The sequence below is a fragment of the Enterobacter cloacae complex sp. P18RS genome (assembly GCF_014982105.1).
In the GTDB taxonomy this organism is placed as follows: domain Bacteria; phylum Pseudomonadota; class Gammaproteobacteria; order Enterobacterales; family Enterobacteriaceae; genus Enterobacter; species Enterobacter hormaechei_C.
The window spans coordinates 230,103-256,224 of the sequence record NZ_JADCKV010000006.1 but is presented as its reverse complement, the minus strand read 5'-3'; the positions used below and the strand labels follow the sequence as shown (position 1 = coordinate 256,224).

The window sequence follows — 26,122 nt, the reverse complement described above, 5'->3', positions numbered from 1 at the left end:
TTCGACCGCAGTATGCAAAAAAAGTTCAACGCGCCAAAACTGCGGCAAGGCTTGTCTGACGCGGTTCTCGTTAATTTTACTGCACAAAATTCGTTCAAAAATTGTTAAATATTAGGTATACGGAACTTTTTTTTTCATATGCCTGACGGACTTCACACTTGTAAGTTTTCAGCTACGTTGTAGACTTTACATCGCCAGGGGTGCTCGGCCTAAGCCGAAGATATCGGTAGGTTTATATTTGACCACGCCCCCCGGTGAAGGATTTAACCGTGATTCCTCCGATGGAGATATTCATGGCAAATTTTGGATGATAACGAGGCGCAAAAAATGAAAAAGACAGCTATCGCGATTGCAGTGGCACTGGCTGGCTTCGCTACCGTAGCGCAGGCCGCTCCGAAAGATAATACCTGGTATGCAGGTGGTAAACTGGGCTGGTCTCAGTTCCATGACACCGGTTGGTACAACAGCAGCCTGAACAACGATGGCCCTACTCACGAGAGCCAGCTGGGTGCAGGTGCGTTCGGTGGCTATCAGGTTAACCCGTATGTTGGCTTTGAAATGGGTTACGACTGGTTAGGTCGTATGCCTTACAAAGGCGACAACGTAAATGGCGCTTTCAAAGCTCAAGGCGTACAGCTGACCGCTAAACTGGGTTACCCAGTGACTGACGATCTGGACGTGTACACCCGTCTGGGCGGCATGGTATGGCGTGCAGACTCCAGCAACAGCATCGCTGGTGACGACCACGACACTGGTGTTTCCCCAGTATTCGCTGGTGGCGTTGAGTGGGCAATGACCCGTGACATCGCTACCCGTCTGGAATACCAGTGGGTTAACAACATCGGTGACGGTGCTACCGTTGGCGTTCGTCCAGACAACGGCATGCTGAGCGTTGGTGTTTCTTACCGTTTCGGTCAGCAGGAAGATGCGCCAGTCGTAGCTCCAGCTCCGGCTCCAGCTCCAGAAGTACAGACCAAGCACTTCACTCTGAAGTCTGACGTTCTGTTCAACTTCAACAAAGCTACCCTGAAACCAGAAGGTCAGCAGGCACTGGATCAGCTGTACACCCAGCTGAGCAACCTGGATCCTAAAGACGGTTCTGTAGTGGTTCTGGGCTTCACCGACCGTATCGGTTCTGACGCTTACAACCAGGGTCTGTCTGAGAAACGTGCTCAGTCTGTAGTTGATTACCTGGTATCTAAAGGTATCCCAGCTAACAAGATCTCCCCACGTGGTATGGGCGAATCTAACCCAGTTACCGGTTCTACCTGTGACAACGTGAAACCACGCGCTGCACTGATCGACTGCCTGGCACCAGATCGTCGCGTAGAGATCGAAGTTAAAGGTATCAAAGACGTTGTAACTCAGCCTGCGGCATAAGTTATCGTCTTATAAAAAAACCCCGCGATGCGGGGTTTTTTATTATCTGAAGAAAAGTAAAAAGCTTATTTTTTACCTAACAGTGCCTGTAGATCGTTCTTCAGCGTCGACATCTGGCTGGCATACTTCTCTTTGTGCTCGGCATCTTCAATCAGCTGCACCACCGTTTCCGACAGGGTTTTTCCGCGCCGCTGCGCAAGCCCGGCCAGACGCTGCCAGACCATGAACTCCAGGTCGATCGATTTCTTACGGGTGTGCTGATGCTCGGCATTGAAATGCCGTTTACGACGAGCACGGATAGTTTGCTTCATCCGGTTTAACAAGGCCGGATTAATGTGTTTCTCAATCCAGCCGTTGACCTGTACCGGTTCGTTTTCGAGGGTCAGCAACATATCCACAGCTTCTTGTGCCGCGCTGGCTTCGATGTAGCAGGTGATCAGCTCCCCTTCACGGTGCTTTTTGACCAGGTACTTCCATTTCCAGCCGCTTTCGAGGTTTTCCAGTTGTTGATATTTCATTGCGATCTCAGTGTTACCGTGTAACTCAGTTCAGAATATCAGTTTTTTGGCAATCTGCTGAAAAGAAATCATATCCTGTGAAACGCCGCAGGCGATCCGCATGACGAAAACCCGAATCCTGATTGGGCAGAGTGCGCCGCTTACGGTATACTCCACGGTTTTACTTCTGACTAAAAAACATCAACTTTGACCATTACGAAACTTGCATGGCGTGACCTGGTTCCGGATACCGAGAGCTATCAGGAGCTGTTTGCACAGCCAGACCTCACAAAAGAACACGAATTCATACTTAGCGATACACAACCGCGTTTGCATTACGCGCTGGAGCAGATGTCATCCCCATGGGCTACATCTCCTTTCATGCTGCTCAAAGCCCCGGAAGAAGCCGAGTATCTGACGCTTCTCGGTGATGCCATGCGCCAGTTGCATCCAAAAACGAATGCCGTTTTTGGTGGCCAGTACCATATTGCCGGACGTGACGTGACCTTCGAACCTGCCACGCAGGCAGACGGACAATTCGCTGCAAAAGGCGAAGTGATCACCGCCAACTGGGTGGAAGCAGAACAGCTGTTCGGCTGCCTTCGTCAGTTCAATGGCGATGTGTCACTGCAACCCGGTCTGGTACACCGCGCGAACGGTGGTGTGTTGCTCATCTCCCTTCGCACCCTGCTTGCACAGCCTCTGCTGTGGATGCGCCTGAAAACGGTGGTGACGCAGCAACGTTTTGACTGGGTAGGCTACGATGATTCACGTCCGCTGCCTGTTTCCATTCCGTCTATGCCGCTGTCGCTGACCGTCGTGCTGACGGGTGACCGTGAATCTCTGGCTGATTTCCAGGAAATGGAGCCAGAACTCGCGGAGCAGGCGGTTTACAGTGAATTTGAAGACAATATTCAGATCGCCGATGCCGATGACATGGCGCAGTGGTGTCAGTGGGTTATGGCCGTGGCGGAACGTTTCGCGCTGCCCTCGCCTGCCGAGGATGCGTGGCCGGGCTTAATCCGCGAGGCCGTACGCTACACTGGCGATCAGGAAACCCTGCCGCTCTGCCCGCTCTGGATCGGTAAACAGCTGCGTGAAGTGGGCGTTATCAGCGGCAACGGTCCGTTTACCGGCGAGCAGCTTAGCCAGATGCTGGCCCAGCGTGAATGGCGTGAAGGTTATCTTGCTGACCGTATGCAGGATGAAATTCTGCTGGAACAGATTCTGGTGGAGACCGAAGGCGAACGTATCGGGCAAATCAACGCCTTGTCCGTCATCGAGTTCCCCGGACACCCACGCGCCTTTGGCGAGCCTTCCCGTATCAGCTGTGTCGTGCACATTGGCGACGGCGAATTTACCGATATCGAACGCAAGGCCGAACTGGGCGGAAACATTCATGCCAAAGGCATGATGATCATGCAGGCATTCCTGATGTCTGAACTTCAGTTGGAGCAGCAGATCCCCTTCTCTGCCTCGTTGACCTTTGAACAGTCCTACAGTGAAGTCGACGGCGATAGCGCCTCGATGGCGGAGCTGTGCGCCGTGATCAGCGCGCTTGCAGACGTACCGATTAATCAGAATATTGCGATTACCGGTTCCGTGGATCAGTTTGGTCGTGCCCAACCGGTGGGTGGACTGAATGAGAAAATCGAAGGCTTTTTCGCTATCTGCCAGCAGCGCGGTTTAAACGGCAAACAGGGCGTGATTATTCCGGCACCTAACGCTCGCCATTTGAGCCTGAGCCAGGCGATTCTGGATGCGGTAGAGCAGGAACAATTCGCCGTCTGGGCCATCGAAGGGGTTGAGGATGCTCTACCCTTACTGACAAACCTGGTCTGGGACGGCGAAGGCCAGACAACCCTGATGCAGACCATTCAGGAACGTATAGCTCAGGCGACACAGCAGGATCCTCGTCATCGTTATCCGTGGCCGTTACGCTGGTTAAGTTGGTTTAGTGCTAACTGATCGGACTTGTTCAGCGTACACGTGTTAGCTATCCTGCGTCCTTCACTAAAATAAGGCTTACTGAGAACATGGTAGATAAACGCGAATCCTATACTAAAGAAGACCTTCTTGCCTCTGGTCGCGGTGAACTGTTTGGTGCGAAAGGCCCGCAGTTACCGGCCCCAAATATGCTGATGATGGACCGTGTCGTGAAAATGACCGAAACCGGCGGCAACTTTGATAAGGGTTACGTAGAAGCAGAACTCGATATCAACCCGGACCTGTGGTTCTTCGGTTGCCACTTTATTGGCGATCCGGTAATGCCTGGCTGCCTGGGCCTCGATGCCATGTGGCAGCTGGTTGGCTTCTATCTGGGCTGGCTTGGCGGTGAAGGTAAAGGCCGTGCGCTGGGCGTAGGCGAAGTGAAATTCACAGGTCAGGTTCTGCCTACCGCGAAGAAAGTCACCTACCGTATCCATTTCAAACGCATCGTTAACCGCCGCCTGATTATGGGCCTGGCGGACGGTGAAGTGCTGGTAGATGGTCGTCTTATCTATACTGCGAACGACCTGAAAGTGGGTCTGTTCCAGGATACCTCCGCTTTCTGATAACGGCATTTAGCCCCTTCCAGAAAGGCGAAACCTCCGCATTGCGGAGGTTTCTTTTTAAAGAGACGGTATCAAGCAAGTACTGCCCTGTCTCCGATGGCTTCTCGCCAGCCCCCTAGCCATTGGGACCTTTGATTCAGTGCCTGATAGGGACACATTTCTTTTGAACGTCCGGCGATGCCAGCCTGATAACCACGTTGATGAGCCCTTTCCAGGCGATCTCGTTTCTGTCTCTTCATGCCTCGTTTCCCTCATTCTTTTGTCTGGTGGAAAGAAAACAGTGATTGCAATATGTGCAAGCACAGTTAACGAATACCCCGAATCGGCGTCAGCGTCAACGTTCAAAATTCATACGGGTGTCATATTTGTGAGCTACATGGAAGATCGTTTGTACAAAAAATGTGACGCGGGACAAGTAACAAACTGAACATAAAACGAAAAAAAAGCCGCAATCAGCAAGAAGCTGAGTGCGGCTTTCGTCGATGAATTTTACTTATGGCAGCCGGGAAATCTCTCTTGCGATAGCAGCCGACTCCTGTGCCCACCCCTGCGCAAGCACTTTCACCATTTCGTCATAGCCATCTTTCTGCTGCTTCAGTTCCAGATGGAAAGGACGCTTAATCAGCTGGCCCTGATGATTCAAGAGCCACTCCCCGCTGATAACAACCGCACCATCATAGCGGCCATGGAATCCCGTCACGTTAACATTCAGAGTGTCCTGATCGCTTCCCAGAGGCTGCGAGGCGACTACCCAACCAGGAAGCTGGCTGCTCAGATTCGCCACCAGCGTATTGCGTAGCTGCTGATCCAGAGGGCTGGCCCACAGGTTATTGTTGGCGATAACGTACTGCACATCGCTGGTCTGGTAGACCACCCCGTTGCCCGCCAGATAATCTGGCACGGCAACCTGTTCAACCCACAGCAGACGGCTGCCCTGCGAGCTGCTACTCTGCGCACCGGATTGCGCGCTTAACGGCAACTGGTAGTAGCTTTTGTTATCGCTTCCAGAGCTACAGGCCGTTAATACCAGTGCGCCTGCGATGATTAGCCATTTTTTCATTGTTTCGCCCTCTTAGGCTCAGGATCCTTTTTGTCTTTCGCTTCAAACACCAGCGCGTTGCTCTTTTCATTGAGCGTTTTCAGAACGGGCTGTAGCTCGCGTAAAACCTGATCAAGACGTTGCATATCCGCCACCATCTTGTTGTAAGCCGCTGAGCCCGGCTGGAAGCCCTGCATACTGCGATTCAGTTCGCGCAACGTTTTCTGCATATCCTGCGGCAGCTGCTGCATGGACTGGTTGGCGGTGATCTTGTTGATATTATCCAGCGTGGTTTGCAGACGTTGCATCGTCGCCTGGCTCTGATGCAGTGATCCCGTCGCGGCCTCAAGCATTGGATTCAGCGGCAGATTGTTGATCTTATCCAGTGTTTCCATCAGGCGCTGTTGGATCTGCGCCAGGCCACTGCTGACCGTAGGAATGATTTTGTAGCCGCCAAATTCACGGATCCCCGTCATTGGTGGCGCTTTTGGATAGAAGTCCATATCGACATATAACGCCCCTGTGACCAGGTTGCCAGTTTTCAGCGAGCCACGCAGACCGCGATTCATCAGATCGCTGATATGCTCCCCAATATCCTGGTCCTCGCCTATCTGGTTAATCAAACGCTCAGGCTCAATGCGGATCAGCACCGGAATACGATAATCATCATCAAGCATCTGCTTGAGTCCCGGAACAAAGTAAGGCACTTGTCCCACGGTCCCCAGACGGATACCGCGGAACTCAACTGGCGCCCCAGGCTGCAAGCCGCGTACAGAGTCCTTAAAGAACATCAGGTAGTCGATGTGATCGGTATAGAGCGCATCCTGAATGCTTTTTTGATCGTCAAACAGCCTGAAGGCGGTTTTCTCCGCCACCGGTTGTCCCAGATCGATACCTTCCGGCACATCAAAACTGACGCCCCCACCAAACAGCGTGGTGAGTGAACCCATCTCAACGCGCATCCCCGCAGAGGTCAGATCCACCGCGATCCCGCTGTCTTTCCAGAAGCGAACGTTGCTGGTCACCAGGCGATCATTAGGCGCATTGATAAAAAGCTGATAGCTGATGGTCCGTTTTTGCGGATCGAAGGTGCTTGTTTCAACCGAACCGACGCGATATCCACGGAACAGCACCGGATCGCCCGGCGAGAGCTGGCCCGCTTTTTTGCTGTCCAGAATAACGCGGATCCCTTTTGCATCCGGTGGCGCAAGCGGCGGTGAATCCAGCAGCTGATAGTTTGCTGGCTGGGCGCCTTTGTTGCCGGGCTGGAGTTCAATATAAGCCCCGGACAATAGCGTCCCTAAGCCGCTGATGCCTTCTCTCCCGACCTGCGGTTTCACTACCCAAAAAACAGAATCTTCATGGAGCAGTTTTTCCATGCCGGCATTCAGGCGGGCCTTGATTTCAACATGGGTTAAATCATCCGTCAGGGTCGCGCTTTCCACGACACCCACATCCACGCTGCGGCTCTTGATGGTGGTTTTTCCGCCCTCAATCCCCTCTGCATTGGTGGTAATTAGCGTGACTTCCGGTCCCTGATGGCTGTAATGATAAAACAGGATCCATGCACCGATCAGCGCGGTCACGATGGGGAAAATCCACACCGGCGACCAGTTTCTGACCTTCTGCACTTTAGCCTCTCCACTCTTATTTTCCATGCTCTTACTCTTCCTCATGGCTTGAATCGGGCTCACGATCCCACGATAAACGAGGGTCGAAGGTCATGGCCGCAAACATGGTCATAATGACGACCAACGCAAACATCAGCGCTCCCATAGCGGGATAAATACTCATCAGCCCCCCCATACGCACCAGCGCTGAGAGAACCGCAATCACGAACACGTCAATCATCGACCAGCGGCCAACAAATTCCACGACCTCATAAATCAGATGCATACGCTCGCTGTCTCGCTTACCGTGCCCTTTTGCATCCCAGCAAAGCCAGGCAATGGCAATCATCTTTAAGGTCGGAACCATAATACTGGCGAGGAATATGACGCCTGCAACAGGGTATGACCCCTCGCTCCACAGCAAAATCACCCCGGCCAGTATGGTCGAGGGCATTCTGTCGCCGAGCAGATCGGTGATCATGATCGGCAAGATATTGGCGGGCAGATAGAGCATGACAGAGGTCACCAGCAGCGCCATGGTCCATTGCAGGCTATTTTTACGCCGAACGTGACCTTTTGTTTCACAGCGCGGACACACCTCGACATCCGCAGGCAGCACGGCGGTGCAGCACGAGCAGGAGCGAAGCCCCTGACGGATACCCGGTACGCCCACCTTTACCGTCTGCGAGAGCGTCGGCGCCGGGGCAATATCGTCCCAGGCCCAGCGTCGGTCCACGCACTGGAACGCGCGCAGTTGTAGCACGCAGTACAGACACCACGGAATAAAGCTGCTGCCAATCCCCACATCGCCGTAGGCCATCAGCTTCACGAAGCTGACCAGGATACCCGCGAGAAAAATTTCCGCCATCCCCCAGCTTTTCAACTGGAACAGGATCCGCGCGAGTTTGATTTTAAGGACAGTGGGCATCCTGACGCGGTTGACCAGCAGCAGAATGACGACCAGGCAAAAAGCCGGGACGATCTGCACGAAAAGAAGAAAGAAGGTGCCAAGGCTGGCGTAATCTTCCGAGAACATCACGCCTGGTATTTCCAGTAAATCCACCTGGCTGGTCATCCCGCCCACTTTCATATAGATGAAAGGGAAGAGATTGGAGAGCAGTAACATGAATAAGGCTGCCAGCGCATAAGCCGTAGGACGCTGCCTTGGCGCGTCCCACTCGGTCGTCAGCGTAGCGCCGCAGCGCGGGCAGGCAGCCTTATGTCCGTGACCAAGCTCTGGCAACGCCACGAGCATATCGCATTGCGAGCATAATATATGCCGATCGGCATGGTGCTGGTCACACATAGATTATCCCTGTTTATGCGCCGTTTTTCAGAGACTCAAGGTACTCCCAGCGCTCAAATGCCTCTTCCAGCGCCTGTTCAGCCTGGGAGAGTTCAGCCAATACTTTCTGAGTATAGTCGTGAGGCTGCGTAAAGAATGACGCATCAGCGACCTGGATTTGCAGTGCTTCCAGTGCAGCTTCCAGCTCTTCCAGACGCTGCGGCAGCCCTTCCAGCTCGCGCTGCAAGTTATAACTCATTTTAGCAGGAGACTTTTTGACAGTTTCTGCCTTTGCAACAACAGGTTCAGCGACATTTTTGGTCTTCGCCTGTTTTTGCGCCAGCGACTGCGATTGCTGTCCACGCGCGTCATGATAGCCGCCCACATATTGCCCGATGCGCCCTTTGCCTTCGAAGATCCAGCACTCGGTCACGGTGTTATCGACAAACTGACGATCGTGGCTGACCAGCATTACGGTTCCCTGATAACCATCAATCAACTCTTCCAGCAGTTCCAGCGTTTCGACATCCAGATCGTTAGTCGGTTCATCGAGAATCAATAAGTTACTGGGTTTCAGGAACAGACGCGCCAGCAAAAGACGGTTACGTTCTCCCCCGGACAGCGCGCGCACCGGCGTCATAGCGCGTTTCGGGTGGAACAGGAAGTCCTGAAGGTAGCCCAGCACGTGACGCGGCTTGCCATTAACCATGACCTCCTGTTTACCCTCGGCGAGGTTATCCATCACCGTACGGTCTGGATCCAGCTCGGCGCGGTGCTGGTCGAAGTACGCCACTTCCAGTTTGGTACCGCAGTGGATACGACCGCTGTCAGCCTGGAGCTGACCGAGCATCAGTTTCAGCAGCGTGGTTTTACCGCACCCGTTCGGGCCGATCAGCGCAATTTTGTCGCCGCGCTGAACCTGAGCGGAGAAATCGTTCACCAGCACTTTGCCGTCAACCGAATAATTCACGTTCTCCATTTCGAAGACAATCTTGCCCGAGCGGGACGCCTCTTCCACCTGCATTTTGGCGCTACCCATGACTTCGCGGCGTTCGCTACGTTCGCGGCGCATCGCCTTCAGGGCGCGAACGCGCCCTTCGTTACGGGTACGACGCGCTTTAATGCCCTGACGGATCCATACTTCTTCCTGGGCCAGCTTGCGGTCGAACTCGGCGTTTTGCAGCTCTTCCACGCGCAGGTTTTCTTCTTTCTCCAGCAGATAGGTATCGTAATCGCCCGGATAGGTCACCAGCTTGCCGCGATCGAGATCGACAATGCGCGTGGCCATGTTGCGGATGAACGAACGGTCGTGGGAGATGAAGATAATGGTACCGTTAAAGGTTTTCAGGAACCCTTCCAGCCAGTCAATCGCTTCGATATCCAGGTGGTTCGTCGGTTCGTCCAGCAGCAGCACCTTAGGCCCGCTCACCAGGGCACGACCCAGCGCCGCTTTACGCAGCCAGCCGCCGGAGAGCGCCGACAGCTCCATATCCGCTTCCAGGCCAAGCTGGGCCAGCACTTCGTTAATGCGGTTTTCCAGCTGCCACAGGCCGTGGTGATCGAGCATCTCCTGCACTTTTGCCAGCTCGTTGAGATTCTTGTCGCTCGGGTCCGTCATCACCAGATGCGAAATCTCGTGGTAACGCTTGAGGTATTCCGCCTGCTCTGAAATCCCTTCGGCCACAAAATCGTACACGCTGCCGGTGACGTTACGCGGCGGATCCTGTTGCAGACGAGAGACGATCAGATCCTGCTCGTAAACAATACGGCCGTCATCCAGCCCCTGCTCACGGTTGAGGATTTTCATCAGCGTCGATTTACCTGCGCCGTTACGGCCCACCAGACAGACGCGCTCGTTATCTTCGATATGCAGCTCTGCATTATCGAGAAGCGGTGAGTCGCTGAAAGAGAGCCACGCGCCGTGCATACTAATTAAAGACATTTATTTTTCCTTTCAGACCGCGGAGATCAGCCAGCAGTTGTGGATTTGACGGTTACGGGCAAAGTCCTGAGACAGCGTTTTTTGGCTGATTTCTTGTGCTTTCAGTCCCAGTTCGGCCAGGCCGTCGTGATCCATGCGGAATCCGCGCTTGTTATTCGAGAACATAATGGTGCCGCCTTTACGCAGCAGACGCTTCAGGTCGGTCATCAGGCGCAGGTGATCGCGTTGAACATCAAAGCTATCCTCCATACGCTTGGAGTTAGAGAAGGTCGGCGGATCGATAAAGATCAGGTCAAACTGCTCGTCGGTATCGCGCAGCCAGCCCAGCACGTCGGCCTGTAACAGGCGATGCTGACGGCCGGTTAAGCCGTTAAGACGCAGGTTGCGCTCTGCCCACTCCAGATAAGTCCGGGACATATCTACCGTGGTGGTGCTACGCGCGCCGCCAAGCCCCGCATGAACGCTGGCGCTGCCGGTATAGGAGAACAGGTTCAGGAAGTCTTTCCCCTTGCTCATCTGGCCCAGCATGCGGCGGGCGATACGGTGATCGAGGAACAGGCCGGTATCAAGGTAGTCGGTCAAGTTAACCCACAGGCGCGCGTTATATTCGCCCACTTCGAGGAAGTCGCCTTTCTCGCCCAACTTCTGATACTGATTTTTACCTTTCTGACGCTCACGGGTTTTCAGCACCAGCTTGTTTGGCGAAATGCCGAGTACGGCGATGGTGGCCGCAATCACATCCAGCATACGCTGACGCGCTTTTTGCGCATCGATAGTTTTCGGCGGGGCGTATTCCTGAACCACCACCCAGTCCGCATAGCGGTCAACCGCCACGTTGTACTCGGGCAGGTCAGCGTCGTACAGGCGATAACATTCGATGCCTTCTTGCTTCGCCCACTTCTCAAATTTCTTCAGGTTTTTGCGCAGGCGGTTGGCGTAATCTTCCGCCACGCCTGACGGTTTGCTATCCGCCGCTACCTCTGCCAGATGGTAGTTTTTCTGCACGCAGTCCAGCGGGCCGTTTTTCGCTTTGAACTGGCGATCGGCACGCAATTGCAGGCAGCTCAGCAGCTCCGGCGAGGCGCTAAACAGGGAGAGGTTCCAGCCGCCGAAATGCGCTTTCATGTTGCGGCCCAGCAGGCTGTGCAGTGCAATCAGCGCCGGCTCGCTGTCCAGACGCTCACCATACGGCGGGTTGCTGATCACCGTACCGTACGGGCCTTTTGGCAGCGGATTGGTCAGATTCGCCACGTCCTTCACCTCGAAGGTCACCAGCTCGCCGATACCGGCACGACGGGCGTTGCTGCGCGCGCGTTCAATCACCCGTGCGTCGCTGTCCGAACCGTAAAAGTGAGAGGTGTACTCCGCCAGCCCTTTACGGGCGCGGGTCTGCGCATCGTCTTTGACCTCTTTCCAGATGGCTTCATCGTGCTGCGCCCAGCCTTTGAAGCCCCAGTGGCCGCGGTGCAGCCCTGGCGCACGGTCGGTGGCCAGCATCGCGGCTTCAATCAGCAGCGTACCGGAACCGCACATCGGATCGAGCAGCGGCGTACCTGGCTGCCATCCGGAGCGCATCACGATAGCGGCAGCCAGCGTTTCTTTGATCGGCGCCATCCCGGTGCGATCGCGATAGCCGCGCAGATGCAGGCCTGCGCCACTCAGATCCAGGGAAATACTGGCCGTATCGCCGTTCAGCCAGACGTTGATACGCAGATCCGGGTTTTCACGGTCAACGTTCGGACGTTCTTTATTGCGACGCGTGAAGCAGTCCACAATGGCATCCTTAACGCGCAGGGCACCGTACTGGCTGTTGCGGATCTCATCGTTGACGCCGTTGAAATGCACCGCAAAGGTAGCGTCCGGGGTGAAGATCTCTGTCCAGTCGATCATCTGTACGCCGGTGTAGAGATCAAGATCGCTGTAGACCTTGCACTCTTTCATCGGCAGCATGATGCGCGACGCCAGACGGCTCCACATCAGGCTCTGGTAAATAAGCCGCGTGTCGCCCTCAAAATGGACACCACCCTGAACCACCCGGCACTCTTTCGCGCCCAGGGCTTCCAGTTCAGTTTTTAACAGCTCTTCCAGCCCACGGGCCGTACTGGCAAACAGAGAATTCATATCGTCACTTTTACTCATAGAAAATTGTCGCGCATTATAGCTAATATGGCGTGTATGTCATAAAGTTGAAGGCTTATTTTCTTTAGCGGGAGTGTGCAGTGGCGACGTTATCCAGGCTTTTTATTCATCCGGTGAAATCCATGCGCGGCATCGGCGTCTCTCACGCGCTGGCCGATATGAGCGGATTCGCCTTCGATCGTATTTTTATGGTCACCGAGCCTGACGGTACGTTTATCACCGCACGTCAGTTCCCGCAGATGGTTCGCTTTACCCCTTCCCCGCTTCATGACGGGCTGCATTTGACTGCGCCGGACGGTTCAAGCGTCGTGATCCGCTTTGCTGATTTTGCGCCGCTTGATGCGCCAACGGAAGTGTGGGGCAATCATTTTACCGCGCGTATCGCGCCGGATAACATTAACCAGTGGCTGAGCGGCTTTTTCTCCCGTGACGTTCAGCTGCGCTGGGTTGGGCCTGCGCTGACCCGTCGCGTGAAGCGCCACGATGCGGTTCCTCTCTCCTTCGCGGATGGTTTTCCCTTCCTGCTGACCAGCGAGGCCTCGCTGCGTGATTTACAAAATCGTTGCAAAGCCAGCGTGCAGATGGAGCAGTTTCGCCCGAATCTGGTGGTGACCGGAGCGAATGCCTGGGATGAAGATACCTGGAAAGTGATCCGCATCGGCAGCGTTATTTTTGATGTCGTGAAGCCGTGCAGCCGCTGTATTTTTACCACCGTCAGCCCGGAGAAAGGTCAGAAACACCCTTCCGGCGAACCGCTGAAAACCTTGCAGTCATTTCGTACCGCGCAGGATAACGGCGATGTCGACTTCGGCCAGAACCTGATCCCCCGCTCCAGCGGCGTGATCCGCGTGGGCGACGAGGTCGAAATTCTCACCCGCGGGCCTGCCAGGGTGTACGGCGCAGGTCAGGAAGAAGAGATGGTTGACGTTGTCACCAACGTCGCTTCCGCGGTGGATATTCACTGGGAAGGCAAGGTTATCCGTGGTAACAATCAGCAGGTGCTACTGGAACAGCTGGAGCAGGCAGGTATCCGCGTACCGTATTCCTGTCGCGCGGGGATTTGCGGATGCTGTCGCATTAAACTGGTCGATGGTGAAGTAAGTGCCCTGAAGAAATCTGCGATTGGCAGTGACGGCACGATCCTGTGCTGTAGCTGTGTCCCGAAAACATCCGTACAGCTGGAAGCTTAAACTGCCTGTTCAAGGCTGAAGGAATCAACGCGCAGCTGTGGCTTCAGCCTGTCATTCATCACTTTGATGGCATCACCTAACTGCATAACTCGCCCGGCAATGGTCACGCCGGGTTGGGCCAGCAAACAGAGCGCAGCGTTTTCACCGGGTTCAACCACCAGCAAATTCACCTCTTCTTCGGTATCGCTCAGATTGACGCTCGCCGCATCGCCGATAGCCGGGGTCCAGCACATGCCGTGGGCGAGAAAATGCCAGCTTTTCGGCATTTGCGGTTTCAGGAAACGGATCGCCACCAGCGCATTTAGTACCAGTTCAGCGCGCTGTTCTTTGGAGAGATCGAACTCGCGGCATTTTTCTTCAAAAGAGAAATAGAGTGCAGCGTCGTCAACGCAAAAGCCTGAGGGAGCAAACGCGTCTGGCGTTAACATTCGGCGCGCAAAACGAGAGCGAAACAACATGCCATTGGCTAAGTCGAGCATCATACGGTCATGCTCGTCACAAAAATACCAGCGCCAGTTATCGTCAGGTTTAATTCGCATGTTTCTCTCCCGTCCCCTAAACGTCCTGTACTAAAAATGTCCTGTTTGCCGCTTCGCTTATAACACTAGTAATAAAAGACTATAATGTTTAAATAAGCAACAATGACGGAATATAAAACAACCAGGGCTGGAAATAAAGCCCTGGTTGTCTGATTAAGAGAAAAGATTAGATATGCGTGACGATTTCTTTAATCAGCGGCGGCCCTTTAAAAATAAAGCCGGAATAAATTTGCACCAGCGATGCACCTGCCGCCATCTTCTCACGTGCAGCGATGACAGAGTCAATGCCACCCACGCCAATAATCGGCAGCTGACCTTTTAATTCTGCGGAGAGTGCGCGAATAATTTCGGTGCTTTTTAATTGTACCGGACGGCCACTTAATCCACCCGCTTCGTCACAGTTTTTCATTCCCTGAACGAGAGAGCGATCGAGTGTTGTATTGGTTGCAATCACACCATCAATATTATGGCGAACTAAACTGTCGGCAACCTGGATCAATTCTTCTGCCGAAAGATCCGGGGCGATCTTAACCGCGACCGGAACATATTTATGGTGGATCGCCTGTAGCGCCGTTTGTTTATTTTTAATGGCGCTAAGAAGATCGTCGAGCGCTTCGCCATATTGTAATGAACGCAGCCCTGGGGTGTTAGGCGAAGATATATTCACCGCAATATAACCGGCATAGGCATAGACTTTTTCCATACAAATCAGATAGTCATCTTTACCCTGCTCGACCGGCGTGTCTTTATTTTTGCCAATATTAATACCCAGCACGCCATCAAAATGGGCTTTCTTAACGTTCTCAACCAGATGATCGACGCCAAGGTTATTAAAGCCCATGCGGTTGATCAGCCCCTCGGCTTCAACCAGGCGAAACAGACGTGGCTTGTCATTTCCCGGCTGCGGACGCGGCGTCACCGTCCCGATTTCGATCGAGCCAAAGCCCATCGCACCGAGTGCATCAATGCATTCGCCATTTTTGTCCAGACCGGCCGCCAGGCCCAGTGGATTTTTGAAAGTCAGGCCCATGCACTGAACTGGTTTTTCCGGCACGTTTTGACGCACCAGCGCGGCCAGAGGCGTTCCTGTAATACGGCGTAACTGCTGAAATGTAAATTCATGAGCGCGCTCAGGATCGAGCTGGAAAAGGGCTTTACGAACGAAGGGGTAGTACATGAACTCTCCTGGATTCCCGGTGTGCAAACCGGGAGGGGATTATGTGCGATTCCGCCCGGAAAGGGAATTGACCTGTGGCAAAAAAAGCCACGTAAAACGCAATCGTTTACTTATCGGTTCGCTTCTTATGCATTTTTCTGCATTCATCCTGAGGATAAATCATTTAGTGGAATAACCACGCAATGTCACACTCCTGAAATTGTTATGAATGTTAGATAAAAGCAAACAATTAGTTATAAGGAGCAACCATGCGCGTCATTACCCTGGCCGGAAGCCCCCGCTTCCCCTCTCGCTCCAGCGCACTGCTGGAATACGCTCGCGAAAAGCTTTATGCTCTGGATGTCGAAGTGTGTCACTGGAATTTGCACAATTTCGCGCCTGAAGATCTGCTCTACGCCCGTTTCGACAGCCCGGCGCTGAAAACCCTGATCGAACAACTTAAGAGTGCTGACGGGCTGGTCGTCGCGACACCGATTTATAAAGCCTCTTTTTCCGGCGCACTGAAAACGCTGCTCGATCTGCTGCCCGAACGCGCGCTGGACGGTAAGGTCGTCCTGCCGCTGGCCACAGGCGGTACGGTAGCCCATTTACTGGCGGTGGATTATGCCCTCAAGCCGGTTCTGAACGCGCTGAAAGCGCAGGAGATCCTGCATGGCGTCTTCGCTGACGACTCACAGATAATCGACTACCAGCATAAACCCCATTTCACGCCGAATCTGCAAACCCGCCTCGACAGTGCGCTCGAAACCTTCTGGCACGCCCTGAACCGTCGGGATCGCCACGCGGCAGCATTTCATCAATCACAAGGAGTGGCGCATGTTTAAAACAGTTACCCGTATCGGGCTGGCAGGTCTGCTGGCAGTGGCGTCGCTGGCTCAGGCGGCGGAGAAAGCGCCGGAGAGCCTGCGTATCGGTTATCAGAAAGGCAGCGTCAGCATGGTGCTGGCGAAAAGCCATGCGTTGCTTGAGAAGCGTTTCCCGGAGACCAAATTCTCATGGGTCGAGTTCCCTGCCGGACCACAGATGCTGGAGGCGCTGAACGTCGGGAGTATTGATTTAGGCAGCACCGGCGATATCCCGCCAATCTTTGCGCAGGCTGCCGGGGCGGATCTGGTTTACGTTGGCGTTGAGCCCGCCAAGCCGAAGGCAGAGGTTATTTTGGTGCCGGAAAACAGTGAGATCAAAAGCGTCGCCGACCTCAAAGGCCGTAAGGTTGCTTTCCAGAAAGGTTCCAGCTCGCACAACCTGCTGCTGCGCGCGTTGCAGGAGGCCGGCCTTAAATTCACCGATATCCAGCCCGTTTACCTGACGCCTGCCGATGCGCGCGCGGCGTTTCAGCAAAAAAATGTTGATGCCTGGGCTATCTGGGATCCGTACTACTCCGCCGCACTGTTGCAGGGCGGTGTGCGGGTGCTGAAAGACGGCACCACCCTGAAGCAGACCGGTTCGTTCTACCTGGCGGCACGTCCTTACGCTGAGAAAAATGGCGCATTTATTCAGCAGGTGCTGGATACCTTCTCTCAGGCCGATGCGCTGACCCAAAGCCAGCGTCAGCAGAGCATCACGCTGCTGGCAAAAACCATGGGCCTGCCTGAACCGGTGATCGCCACCTATCTTGACCACCGTCCTCCCACCACCATAGCACCGATTGACGCCCACGTTGCCGCTCTCCAGCAGCAAACGGCAGACCTCTTTTATCAAAACCGCCTGGTTCCAAAGCAGGTGAATATTCGCGAACGCATCTGGCAACCCGCTGGCATTGAAGGAAAAAAATCATGAGTCTGAATCTTTTCTGGTTTTTACCCACCCACGGTGATGGACACTATCTTGGCACAGAAGAAGGCGCCCGCCCGGTCGATCACGGCTATCTACAGCAGATCGCCCAGGCGGCAGACCGCATCGGTTTTACCGGGGTACTGATCCCGACGGGCCGCTCGTGTGAGGATGCGTGGCTGGTTGCCGCGTCAATGATCCCCGTCACCCAGCGTCTGAAATTCCTGGTAGCCTTGCGCCCGAGCGTGGTGTCGCCCACCGTCGCGGCGCGTCAGGCGGCAACGCTGGACAGGCTTTCCAACGGCCGTGCGCTGTTCAACCTGGTGACGGGCAGCGATCCGCAGGAGCTGGCGGGCGATGGCGTCTTTCTCGATCATACCGAGCGCTATGAAGCCTCCGCAGAGTTCACCCGCGTCTGGCGACGTCTGCTGGAAGGGGAAACTGTCACCTTCGAAGGGAAACATATCCACGTTCGCGATGCGCAGCTCTACTTCCCGCCGGTACAGCAGCCGCGCCCTCCTCTCTATTTCGGCGGATCGTCGGACGTGGCGCAGGAACTGGCGGCTGAGCAGGTCGATCTCTATCTGACCTGGGGCGAGCCACCGGAGCTGGTGAAAGAGAAAATTGCTCAGGTACGCGCTAAAGCCGCAGAACATGGCCGTACGGTACGCTTCGGCATTCGCCTGCACGTGATCGTCCGCGAAACAAACGACGAGGCCTGGCAAGCCGCCGACCGTCTGATCGCTCATCTGGACGACGACACTATCGCTAAAGCACAGGCAGCGTTTGCCAAAACCGACTCCGTGGGCCAGCATCGGATGGCCTCCCTGCACAACGGCAAGCGTGAAAACCTTGAGATCAGCCCGAACCTGTGGGCCGGGGTAGGTCTGGTGCGCGGCGGCGCCGGCACGGCACTGGTCGGCGACGGTCCAACCGTAGCGGCACGCATTAATGAATATGCGGCGCTGGGGATCGACAGCTTTATCCTGTCTGGCTACCCACATCTGGAGGAGGCGTACAAGGTGGGTGAACTGCTGTTCCCGCACCTGGATGTCGCTATCCCGGAAATTCCGCAGCCACGTCAGCTTCAGTTGCAGGGCGAAGCCGTGGCGAACGCGTTTATCCCGAGAAAAGTCGCGCAAAGCTAAGGAGCCACCATGTCTGCAACCGCACAAAAATGGCTGCTGCGCGCCGCGCCGTGGTTTCTGCCCGTCGGCATTGTCCTCGTCTGGCAACTGGCGTCTTCAACTGGCTGGCTGTCGAGCCGCATTTTGCCCTCTCCGGAGGGCGTTGTGGAAGCGTTCTGGTCGCTAAGCGCCAGCGGTGAGCTGTGGCAACATCTTGCCATCAGCTCCTGGCGCGCGGTAATTGGCTTTTCGATTGGCGGAAGCATCGGCCTGACGCTGGGGCTGATCAGCGGCCTGTCACGCTGGGGTGAGCGGCTGCTGGATACCTCCGTTCAGATGCTGCGCAACGTGCCGCATCTGGCGCTTATTCCGCTGGTTATCCTGTGGTTTGGCATTGATGAGAGCGCCAAAATTTTCCTCGTGGCGCTGGGAACGTTATTCCCGATTTATATCAATACCTGGCATGGGATCCGTAATATCGATCGCGGTCTGGTGGAGATGGCCCGCAGCTATGGCCTGTCAGGTTTTGCCCTGTTTACCCATGTGATCCTGCCGGGCGCCCTGCCCTCCATTATGGTTGGGGTGCGTTTTGCGCTCGGCCTGATGTGGCTAACCCTGATCGTGGCGGAAACCATTTCGGCTAACTCCGGCATTGGTTATCTGGCGATGAACGCCCGCGAGTTCCTGCAAACGGACGTGGTGGTGGTTGCCATTATCCTTTATGCCCTGCTCGGCAAACTTGCGGACGTCAGCGCCCAGTGGCTGGAACGTAGCTGGCTGCGCTGGAACCCGGCCTACACCGCTCAGGAGGCGAAAGCATGAATACTGCACGACTGAACCAGGGAACACCGTTACTGCTGAACGGCGTGACCAAACGCTACGGCGACAACACCATTCTGAATGCACTGGATCTGCATATTCCTGCCGGACAGTTCGTGGCCGTTGTCGGCCGCAGCGGTGGCGGCAAGAGTACCCTGCTGCGTCTTTTAGCCGGGCTGGAAGCGCCAAACAGCGGTGACATTCTGGCAGGCACTACGCCGCTGGCCACGATTCAGGATGATACGCGCATGATGTTTCAGGACGCGCGTCTGCTGCCGTGGAAAACGGTGATGGATAACGTCGGGCTGGGCCTGAAGGGCAGCTGGCGGGAGGACGCCCGGCAGGCACTCGCAGCGGTAGGGCTGGAGAATCGCGCGGGAGAGTGGCCTGCGGCCCTGTCGGGTGGACAAAAGCAGCGCGTAGCGCTGGCACGCGCGCTGATTCACCGTCCCGGCCTGTTGCTGCTCGATGAACCGCTCGGCGCGCTTGATGCCCTGACGCGGATCGAGATGCAGGATCTGATTGAAACCCTCTGGCAGACGCACGGCTTTACGGTACTGCTGGTGACGCATGATGTCAGTGAAGCCGTGGCAATGGCAGACAGGGTGCTGTTAATAGAAGAGGGCAAAATTGGTCTGGATCTGACGGTAGATATTCCACGTCCTCGCCGCGTGGGATCGGCCAGACTGGCGGAGCTGGAAGCCGAAGTACTGGATCGGGTGATGAAACGTGGGGAAGCGGAGATTCAGCGGATAAAGGCTAATGCCTGATGCCCTCACCCCGGCCCTCTCCCTGTGGGAGAGGGAGAAAACCGATGCCCCGCGACCCCACGTAGGCCCGGTAAGCGTAGCGCCACCGGGCTTTTTTACATCAGGCCAGCGCCTTAGCAATCTTCTCGTACAGATCGCCAGACAGATTTTCCAGCCCTTTCAGCTGCTCAAGCGCGGCGCGCATTTTCGCCTGACGCTGCGCATCGTAACGTTTCAGGCGGATCAGCGGCTCAATCAGACGAGACGCCACCTGCGGGTTACGGCTGTTCAGCTCGGTCAGCATTTCAACCATGAACTGATAACCGCTGCCGTCTTCGGCATGGAACGCGGCCGGGTTGCTGCTGGCGAAGGCACCAATCAGAGAGCGGACGCGGTTCGGGTTGCTCATGGTGAACGAACGGTGCTTCAGCAGGCTGCGTACTTTGCTGAGTACATCGGCTGCCGGGCTGGTGGCCTGAAGGATGAACCACTTGTCCATCACCAGACCATCCTGATACCACTTGTCGTCGTACTCCTGCATCAGCGCATCGCGGCACGGCAGCTCGGCGGCAACGCTTGCGGCCAGCGCGGCCAGGGCATCCGTCATGTTATCGGCTTCGTGGTACTGCTTGCTGACCAGCGTGTTCGCCAGCTCTGCCTCACCAAACGCCAGATAGCGCAGGCAGGTATTGCGCAGGGAACGTTTACCGATATCCGCATGTTCCACCCGATACGCGTCCAGCTTGTTGGCGTTGTAAATGGCGAGGAACTCATCTGCCAGTTCGGTCGCCAGCGTGCGGGTCAGCGCTTCACGCACGGCGACGATGGCAATCGGGTCGATGATGTCAAACAGCTCGGCGATTTCAGTCGCAGAAGGCAGCGTCAAAATTTCAGCCGCCAGCGCCGGGTCAATGTTCTCATCCAGCAGGATGGCACGGAACGCGTCTGCCACATGAACCGGCAACGTCAGCGGCTGGCCCTGCTGGTAACGGTTGACGTTCAGCTTGATGTAGGTCGCCAGCAGGCTTTGTGCCGCATCCCAGCGCGAGAAATCGTTGCGCGCGTGACGCATCAGGAACGTCAGCTGCTGATCGCTCCACTTATATTCGAGTTTCACCGGCGCGGAGAATTCGCACAGCAGGGCAGGAACGGGCTGGAAATAGACGTTATCGAAGATAAAGGTCTGCTCTGCCTGGGTCACGTTCAGCACGTTATGCACCGGGTGGCCGCCCTTCTGTAACGGGATCACGTTGCCTTCGTTGTCGTACAGCTCAACGCTGAATGGAATGTGCAGCGGATGTTTCTCTTCCTGCTCGGCCGTTGGCGGCGTGCGCTGGCTGATGGTCAGCGTGTACTGCTCGGTTTCCGGGTTGTAGTCGTCTTTGACCGTCACGATCGGCGTACCGGCCTGGCTGTACCAGCGGCGGAAATGAGACAGATCGACGTTAGAGGCGTCTTCCATCGCCTGAACAAAATCGTCGCAGGTGGCCGCACTGCCGTCGTGACGCTCAAAGTAAAGCTGCATCCCTTTCTGGAAATTCTCTTCACCCAGCAGGGTGTGGATCATACGGATAATTTCAGCGCCTTTTTCATACACCGTCAGGGTGTAGAAGTTATTCATCTCAATGACTTTATCCGGGCGGATCGGGTGCGCCATTGGGCTGGCATCTTCTGCAAATTGCAGACCACGCATGGTGCGCACGTTGTCGATGCGGTTCACCGCCCGCGATCCCAGATCGGAGCTGAACTCCTGATCGCGGAAGACGGTTAAGCCCTCTTTCAGGCTCAGCTGGAACCAGTCGCGACAGGTGACGCGGTTCCCGGTCCAGTTATGGAAATATTCGTGGCCGATAACGCGTTCGATATCGAGGTAATCTTTATCCGTGGCGGTATCGGTACGCGCCAGCACGTATTTAGAGTTAAAGATGTTAAGGCCTTTATTCTCCATCGCGCCCATGTTGAAGAAATCGACCGCAACGATCATATAGATGTCGAGGTCATATTCGAGGCCAAAGCGCGTTTCATCCCACTTCATGGAGTTGATGAGGGAGGTCATTGCCCACGGTGCGCGGTCAAGGTTGCCACGGTCCACGAACAGCTCCAGCGCGACTTCACGGCCAGAGCGCGTTTTAAAGGTGTCGCGCAGGACATCGAAATCTCCCGCCACCAGCGCAAACAGATAGCAGGGTTTCGGGAACGGATCCTGCCACTGTACCCAGTGACGGCCATTCTCCAGTTCCCCTTCAGCAATCCGGTTGCCGTTGGAAAGCAGGTACGGGTACAGCGTTTTGTCGGCAATAATTTTGGTGGTAAAGCGCGCCAGGACGTCCGGGCGATCCAGATACCAGGTAATGTGGCGGAAACCTTCGGCTTCACACTGGGTACACAGGGCTACGCCTGACTGGTAAAGTCCTTCCAGCGCGGTATTGGCGGCAGGGCTAATTTCATTCACGATGCGCAGGGTAAAGCGTTCCGGCAGGTTGTCGATGACCAGCTGGTTGCCTTCTTCTTTATAGTCTGACCAGGCTTCATCGTTAATATGCAGGGAAACCAACGTCAGGTCTTCACCATCCAGACGCAGCGGCACGGCAGTCGCGCTCTGGCGCGTCACCTGGCTTATCGCCGTCACCACGGTTTTTGTGGCATCCAGGTCGAAAGTCAGATCGATATCGCTTATCAGGTATTCCGGCGCACGATAGTCGTGGCGGTATTTAGCTTGTGGCTGTTGTGTCATAGAAAACCTTATGCATCGTTTGTCGAGTAACGATTCAATATATTCCTGTTGTGTAAAACGCGCTATGCAGAATGTTCATCTTTTCAGGCACAACGCCCTTTTTAGCTACATTTTTATAACACGGGGCACGAAATGCTCTCGACCATAAAGTGTGCTTATGTTGTGATCGGGGTTCAATAAATCACTAAACAGGGTATACTCCGGAGTTGTTTATTGTACTAAACGCTCCCGTGAGAGGATGCTACAGCGCACCTATGACTCAATTCGCTTCTCCGGTTCTGCATACGTTGCTGGATACCGACGCGTACAAGCTGCATATGCAGCAAGCCGTGTTTCACCACTATCATGATGTCCATGTTGCGGCGGAATTTCGCTGCCGGGGTGACGACTTGCTGGGTATCTACGCAGATTCCATTCGTGAACAGGTCGAGGCCATGCAGCATCTGGCGCTCACCGATGACGAATATCAGTGGCTTTCAGGCCTGCCTTTCTTTAAAGCGGATTATCTGAACTGGCTGCGTGAGTTCCGCTATAACCCGGAACAGGTCACCGTCACCAATGATAACGGCAAGCTGGACATTCGTCTGACCGGCCCGTGGCGTGAGGTGATCATGTGGGAAGTGCCGCTTCTGGCCGTAATCAGCGAGCTGGCCCACCGCTATCGCTCCCCTGAAACCGGTGTGACGCAGGCGGTTGCCGCTCTGGAGAATAAACTCGTTGAGTTTTCCAGACTGACCGAAGGGCTGGATATGTCCCGATTCCGTCTGATGGACTTTGGCACGCGCCGCCGCTTCTCTCGCGAGGTTCAGGAAGCCATTGTCAGACGTCTGCAACAGGAGCCGTGGTTCGTTGGCACCAGTAACTACGATCTGGCACGTCGCCTTGATTTAACGCCTATGGGCACCCAGGCACACGAATGGTTCCAGGCGCACCAGCAGATCAGCCCTGACCTTGCCAACAGCCAGCGCGCCGCCCTCGCCGCGTGGCTAGAGGAATACCCGGATCGGCTGGGTATTGCCCTTACCGACTGCATTACCATGGACGCGTTCCTGCGCGACTTTGGCCCTGAGTTTGCCGAACGCTACCAGGGTTTGCGCCATGATTCCGGGGACCCGGTTGAATGGGGTGAGAAAGCCATCGCCCATTACGAAAAACTGGGCATCGACCCCATGAGTAAGGTGCTGGTCTTCTCCGATAACCTTGACCTGGCGAAAGCCGTCGACCTTTATCGCCATTTCTCATCGCGGGTGAACCTGAGTTTCGGGATTGGTACGCGGTTAACCTGTGATATTCCTCAGGTGAAACCGCTGAACATCGTCATAAAACTGGTGGAATGTAACGGTAAGCCGGTCGCGAAGCTCTCCGACAGTCCGGGCAAAACCATCTGCCATGACAAAGCGTTTGTCCGCGCATTACGTAAAGCCTTCGATCTGCCTCAGGTTAAAAAAGCCAGCTAACGGCTTCGGGGGAGCCTTCATGGCTCCCCTTCTCTTATTAATTTCTTATTTCTTCTCTTAAGACGGTGAAATTTACTTGTCTGATAGCGGATGGCAGGTAACATAGATATCCCCCCTATAAGGGCGGACAAGTGTTTATTTTTTCCGACTATTAACAGAGAGAATATTATGAGCGTTGTGCCTGTAGCCGACGTACTCCAGGGCCGTGTCGCCGTTGACCAGGAGGTCACCGTGCGCGGATGGGTGCGTACTCGCCGAGATTCTAAAGCTGGCATCTCCTTCCTCGCCGTCTATGACGGTTCCTGCTTTGATCCTGTACAGGCCGTCATTAATAATTCTCTGCCCAATTACAATGATGACGTTCTGCACCTGACAACCGGCTGTTCCGTGATCGTCACCGGTGTTGTGGTGGCCTCTCCGGGCCAGGGTCAGAGCTACGAAATTCAGGCGACCTCGGTGGAAGTGACCGGCTGGGTTGAAGATCCGGACACCTACCCGATGGCTGCGAAGCGTCACAGCATCGAATATCTGCGTGAAGTCGCGCACCTGCGTCCGCGCACCAACCTGATTGGTGCGGTTGCCCGCGTGCGTCATACGCTGGCGCAGGCGCTGCATCGCTTCTTTGACGAGCAAGGTTACTTCTGGGTTTCTACTCCGCTGATCACGGCTTCCGATACCGAAGGCGCAGGTGAAATGTTCCGCGTTTCAACGCTGGATATGGAAAACCTGCCGCGTACGCCGGAAGGTAAAGTCGATTACGACAAAGACTTCTTTGGTAAAGAAGCCTTCCTGACGGTTTCCGGCCAGCTCAACGGCGAAACCTACGCCTGTGCGCTGTCTAAGATCTACACCTTCGGCCCAACCTTCCGTGCGGAAAACTCCAACACCAGCCGTCACCTGGCGGAATTCTGGATGCTGGAGCCGGAAGTGGCCTTTGCCGATCTGAATGACGCGGCAGCCCTGGCAGAAGCGATGCTGAAATACGTGTTCAAAGCCGTTCTCGAAGAGCGCGCAGACGACATGAAATTCTTCGCTGAGCGTGTCGATAACGACGCCATCGCCCGTCTTGAGCGCTTCGTCTCCGCAGACTTCGCGCAGGTGGATTACACCGACGCGGTCGCTATCCTGGAAAAATGCGGTGAGAAATTCGAAAACCCGGTTTACTGGGGCGTGGATCTCTCCTCCGAGCACGAACGTTATCTGGCAGAGAAGCACTTTAAAGCACCGGTTGTGGTGAAAAACTATCCGAAAGACATTAAGGCATTCTATATGCGCCTTAACGAAGACGGTAAAACCGTTGCCGCGATGGATGTCCTGGCGCCGGGCATCGGTGAGATCATCGGTGGCTCCCAGCGTGAAGAGCGCCTGGATGTGCTGGACGCGCGTATGCAGGAGATGGGCCTTAACCCGGCGGACTACAGCTGGTATCGCGATCTCCGTCGCTACGGCACCGTTCCGCACTCCGGCTTTGGCCTGGGCTTCGAACGTCTGATTGCTTACGTAACAGGTGTTCAGAACGTACGTGATGTGATTCCGTTCCCACGCACACCGCGTAACGCAAGTTTCTAACCGACCAAATCATTAATGGCCAGCAAATGCTGGCCATTATTTTATCCTGCAATGTCAGTTTTCGTCAGTCAGAAGTAAGCGTCTTTAAACCACAACCCCGCTATTACCTCTACCTGTTACGTTTTGTTTCCACGAAATATCCTGAGACAAAAAAATAACCCCATTCTTATTGCGCTTAAAACAATTCTTACGTAATAGCATAAAAAACAACCAATTTCACAGCCATCTGGATGGCTTTTGTCGATCATAAGAAAAAATGAGCCGTTTAACTTCTGTTTATACGAAAGGCCTTTAGCTAAATTAAACATAAGGAAATCATATATATAAGAATAAAGCGGATGTTTAATTCGCCAGGCGGCACTGAAATTTGAGGTGCTTCACAAAGTTCCCAAAAATACATATTTAGTTACACATATTTTCTTTTGGTAACTGAATCTTGAAGATTGTAGCACTTTCAGTGTAGCGAAACGGTTCTATGAATGGAAAGATGCCTGTCAGACACATAAAGACACCTAACTCTCATCAATAGTTCCGGAAATAT

At 54.7% G+C, this 26,122-nt stretch carries 21 protein-coding genes; 11 read left to right on the top strand and 10 right to left on the bottom strand.

Features of this window, described 5'->3' with window-relative positions:
- The first annotated feature begins 327 nt into the window (after positions 1-327).
- Positions 328-1,380: a porin OmpA gene (ompA, locus tag INF61_RS03505; RefSeq protein WP_017694761.1), complete on the top strand. Its 1,053-nt coding sequence runs from the start codon at positions 328-330 to the stop codon at positions 1,378-1,380.
- A gap of 65 nt (positions 1,381-1,445) precedes the next feature.
- On the opposite strand, the gene matP is transcribed toward ompA, so the two are convergent.
- On the bottom strand, positions 1,446-1,898 hold the full coding sequence (matP, locus tag INF61_RS03500) for a macrodomain Ter protein MatP (protein ID WP_006809347.1): 453 nt from the start codon (positions 1,896-1,898) through the stop codon (positions 1,446-1,448).
- A gap of 186 nt (positions 1,899-2,084) precedes the next feature.
- Between matP and INF61_RS03495 the strand changes: the two genes are divergently transcribed.
- On the top strand, positions 2,085-3,845 hold the full coding sequence (locus INF61_RS03495) for a Lon protease family protein (RefSeq protein WP_193547526.1): 1,761 nt from the start codon (positions 2,085-2,087) through the stop codon (positions 3,843-3,845).
- Between the two features lie 68 nt (positions 3,846-3,913).
- On the top strand, positions 3,914-4,432 hold the full coding sequence (fabA, locus tag INF61_RS03490) for a bifunctional 3-hydroxydecanoyl-ACP dehydratase/trans-2-decenoyl-ACP isomerase (protein WP_000227926.1): 519 nt from the start codon (positions 3,914-3,916) through the stop codon (positions 4,430-4,432).
- A gap of 71 nt (positions 4,433-4,503) precedes the next feature.
- On the opposite strand, the gene rmf is transcribed toward fabA, so the two are convergent.
- The 6 genes from rmf to rlmKL all read right to left on the bottom strand — a co-directional run bounded on the left by rmf (position 4,504) and on the right by rlmKL (position 12,429).
- On the bottom strand, positions 4,504-4,671 hold the full coding sequence (gene rmf / locus INF61_RS03485; protein ID WP_003858162.1) for a ribosome modulation factor: 168 nt from the start codon (positions 4,669-4,671) through the stop codon (positions 4,504-4,506).
- Positions 4,672-4,925: 254 nt separating this feature from the next.
- Positions 4,926-5,492 carry a membrane integrity-associated transporter subunit PqiC gene (gene pqiC / locus INF61_RS03480; protein WP_015570900.1) on the bottom strand — a complete coding sequence of 189 codons (567 nt, stop codon included), beginning with the start codon at positions 5,490-5,492 and terminating at the stop codon, positions 4,926-4,928.
- A complete protein-coding gene (gene pqiB, locus INF61_RS03475) occupies positions 5,489-7,129 on the bottom strand; it encodes an intermembrane transport protein PqiB (RefSeq protein WP_015570901.1) in 1,641 nt (546 codons plus the stop codon). Before pqiB ends, pqiC begins: the two co-directional genes overlap by 4 nt.
- 4 nt (positions 7,130-7,133) lie before the next feature.
- Positions 7,134-8,387, bottom strand: coding sequence for a membrane integrity-associated transporter subunit PqiA (gene pqiA / locus INF61_RS03470; protein WP_017693685.1), 1,254 nt, complete (start codon positions 8,385-8,387; stop codon positions 7,134-7,136).
- Positions 8,388-8,400: 13 nt separating this feature from the next.
- Positions 8,401-10,308, bottom strand: coding sequence for an ABC transporter ATP-binding protein (locus INF61_RS03465; protein WP_023296269.1), 1,908 nt, complete (start codon positions 10,306-10,308; stop codon positions 8,401-8,403).
- Positions 10,309-10,320: 12 nt separating this feature from the next.
- Positions 10,321-12,429, bottom strand: a complete 2,109-nt coding sequence (gene rlmKL / locus INF61_RS03460; protein WP_045338054.1) for a bifunctional 23S rRNA (guanine(2069)-N(7))-methyltransferase RlmK/23S rRNA (guanine(2445)-N(2))-methyltransferase RlmL — start codon at positions 12,427-12,429, stop codon at positions 10,321-10,323.
- Positions 12,430-12,527: 98 nt separating this feature from the next.
- Between rlmKL and INF61_RS03455 the strand changes: the two genes are divergently transcribed.
- Positions 12,528-13,637, top strand: coding sequence for a YcbX family protein (locus INF61_RS03455; RefSeq protein ID WP_017384813.1), 1,110 nt, complete (start codon positions 12,528-12,530; stop codon positions 13,635-13,637).
- On the opposite strand, the gene zapC is transcribed toward INF61_RS03455, so the two are convergent.
- Together zapC and pyrD are read right to left on the bottom strand one after the other, a co-directional pair.
- Positions 13,634-14,176, bottom strand: a complete 543-nt coding sequence (gene zapC / locus INF61_RS03450; protein ID WP_015570906.1) for a cell division protein ZapC — start codon at positions 14,174-14,176, stop codon at positions 13,634-13,636. The genes INF61_RS03455 and zapC overlap by 4 nt on opposite strands.
- 166 nt (positions 14,177-14,342) lie before the next feature.
- On the bottom strand, positions 14,343-15,353 hold the full coding sequence (gene pyrD / locus INF61_RS03445; RefSeq protein ID WP_015570907.1) for a quinone-dependent dihydroorotate dehydrogenase: 1,011 nt from the start codon (positions 15,351-15,353) through the stop codon (positions 14,343-14,345).
- A 248-nt stretch (positions 15,354-15,601) separates the two neighbouring features.
- Here pyrD and ssuE point away from each other — a divergent pair, with 248 nt between their 5' ends.
- The 5 genes from ssuE to ssuB are packed head-to-tail and all read left to right on the top strand — an operon-like array spanning position 15,602 to position 19,842.
- On the top strand, positions 15,602-16,177 hold the full coding sequence (gene ssuE, locus INF61_RS03440; RefSeq protein WP_193547525.1) for an NADPH-dependent FMN reductase: 576 nt from the start codon (positions 15,602-15,604) through the stop codon (positions 16,175-16,177).
- Positions 16,170-17,132, top strand: coding sequence for a sulfonate ABC transporter substrate-binding protein (locus tag INF61_RS03435; RefSeq protein WP_033487277.1), 963 nt, complete (start codon positions 16,170-16,172; stop codon positions 17,130-17,132). The genes ssuE and INF61_RS03435 overlap by 8 nt, the downstream gene beginning before the upstream one ends.
- Positions 17,129-18,274 carry an FMNH2-dependent alkanesulfonate monooxygenase gene (ssuD, locus tag INF61_RS03430; RefSeq protein ID WP_017384817.1) on the top strand — a complete coding sequence of 382 codons (1,146 nt, stop codon included), beginning with the start codon at positions 17,129-17,131 and terminating at the stop codon, positions 18,272-18,274. Before INF61_RS03435 ends, ssuD begins: the two co-directional genes overlap by 4 nt.
- A 9-nt stretch (positions 18,275-18,283) precedes the next feature.
- Complete coding sequence (ssuC, locus tag INF61_RS03425; protein ID WP_003858185.1) at positions 18,284-19,075, top strand: aliphatic sulfonate ABC transporter permease SsuC; 792 nt, start codon at positions 18,284-18,286, stop codon at positions 19,073-19,075.
- Positions 19,072-19,842, top strand: a complete 771-nt coding sequence (gene ssuB, locus INF61_RS03420) for an aliphatic sulfonates ABC transporter ATP-binding protein (protein ID WP_015570909.1) — start codon at positions 19,072-19,074, stop codon at positions 19,840-19,842. The genes ssuC and ssuB overlap by 4 nt, the downstream gene beginning before the upstream one ends.
- 100 nt (positions 19,843-19,942) lie before the next feature.
- Here the strand turns inward: ssuB and pepN are convergent, their stop codons facing one another.
- Complete coding sequence (gene pepN, locus INF61_RS03415) at positions 19,943-22,555, bottom strand: aminopeptidase N (RefSeq protein WP_193547524.1); 2,613 nt, start codon at positions 22,553-22,555, stop codon at positions 19,943-19,945.
- Between the two features lie 254 nt (positions 22,556-22,809).
- Between pepN and pncB the strand changes: the two genes are divergently transcribed.
- The gene (gene pncB / locus INF61_RS03410) at positions 22,810-24,012 is read left to right on the top strand and encodes a nicotinate phosphoribosyltransferase (RefSeq protein WP_015570954.1); all 1,203 of its coding nucleotides are present in this window, start codon (positions 22,810-22,812) and stop codon (positions 24,010-24,012) included.
- 168 nt (positions 24,013-24,180) lie between these two features.
- A complete protein-coding gene (asnS, locus tag INF61_RS03405; RefSeq protein WP_015570955.1) occupies positions 24,181-25,581 on the top strand; it encodes an asparagine--tRNA ligase in 1,401 nt (466 codons plus the stop codon).
- The last annotated feature ends 541 nt before the right edge of the window (positions 25,582-26,122 follow it).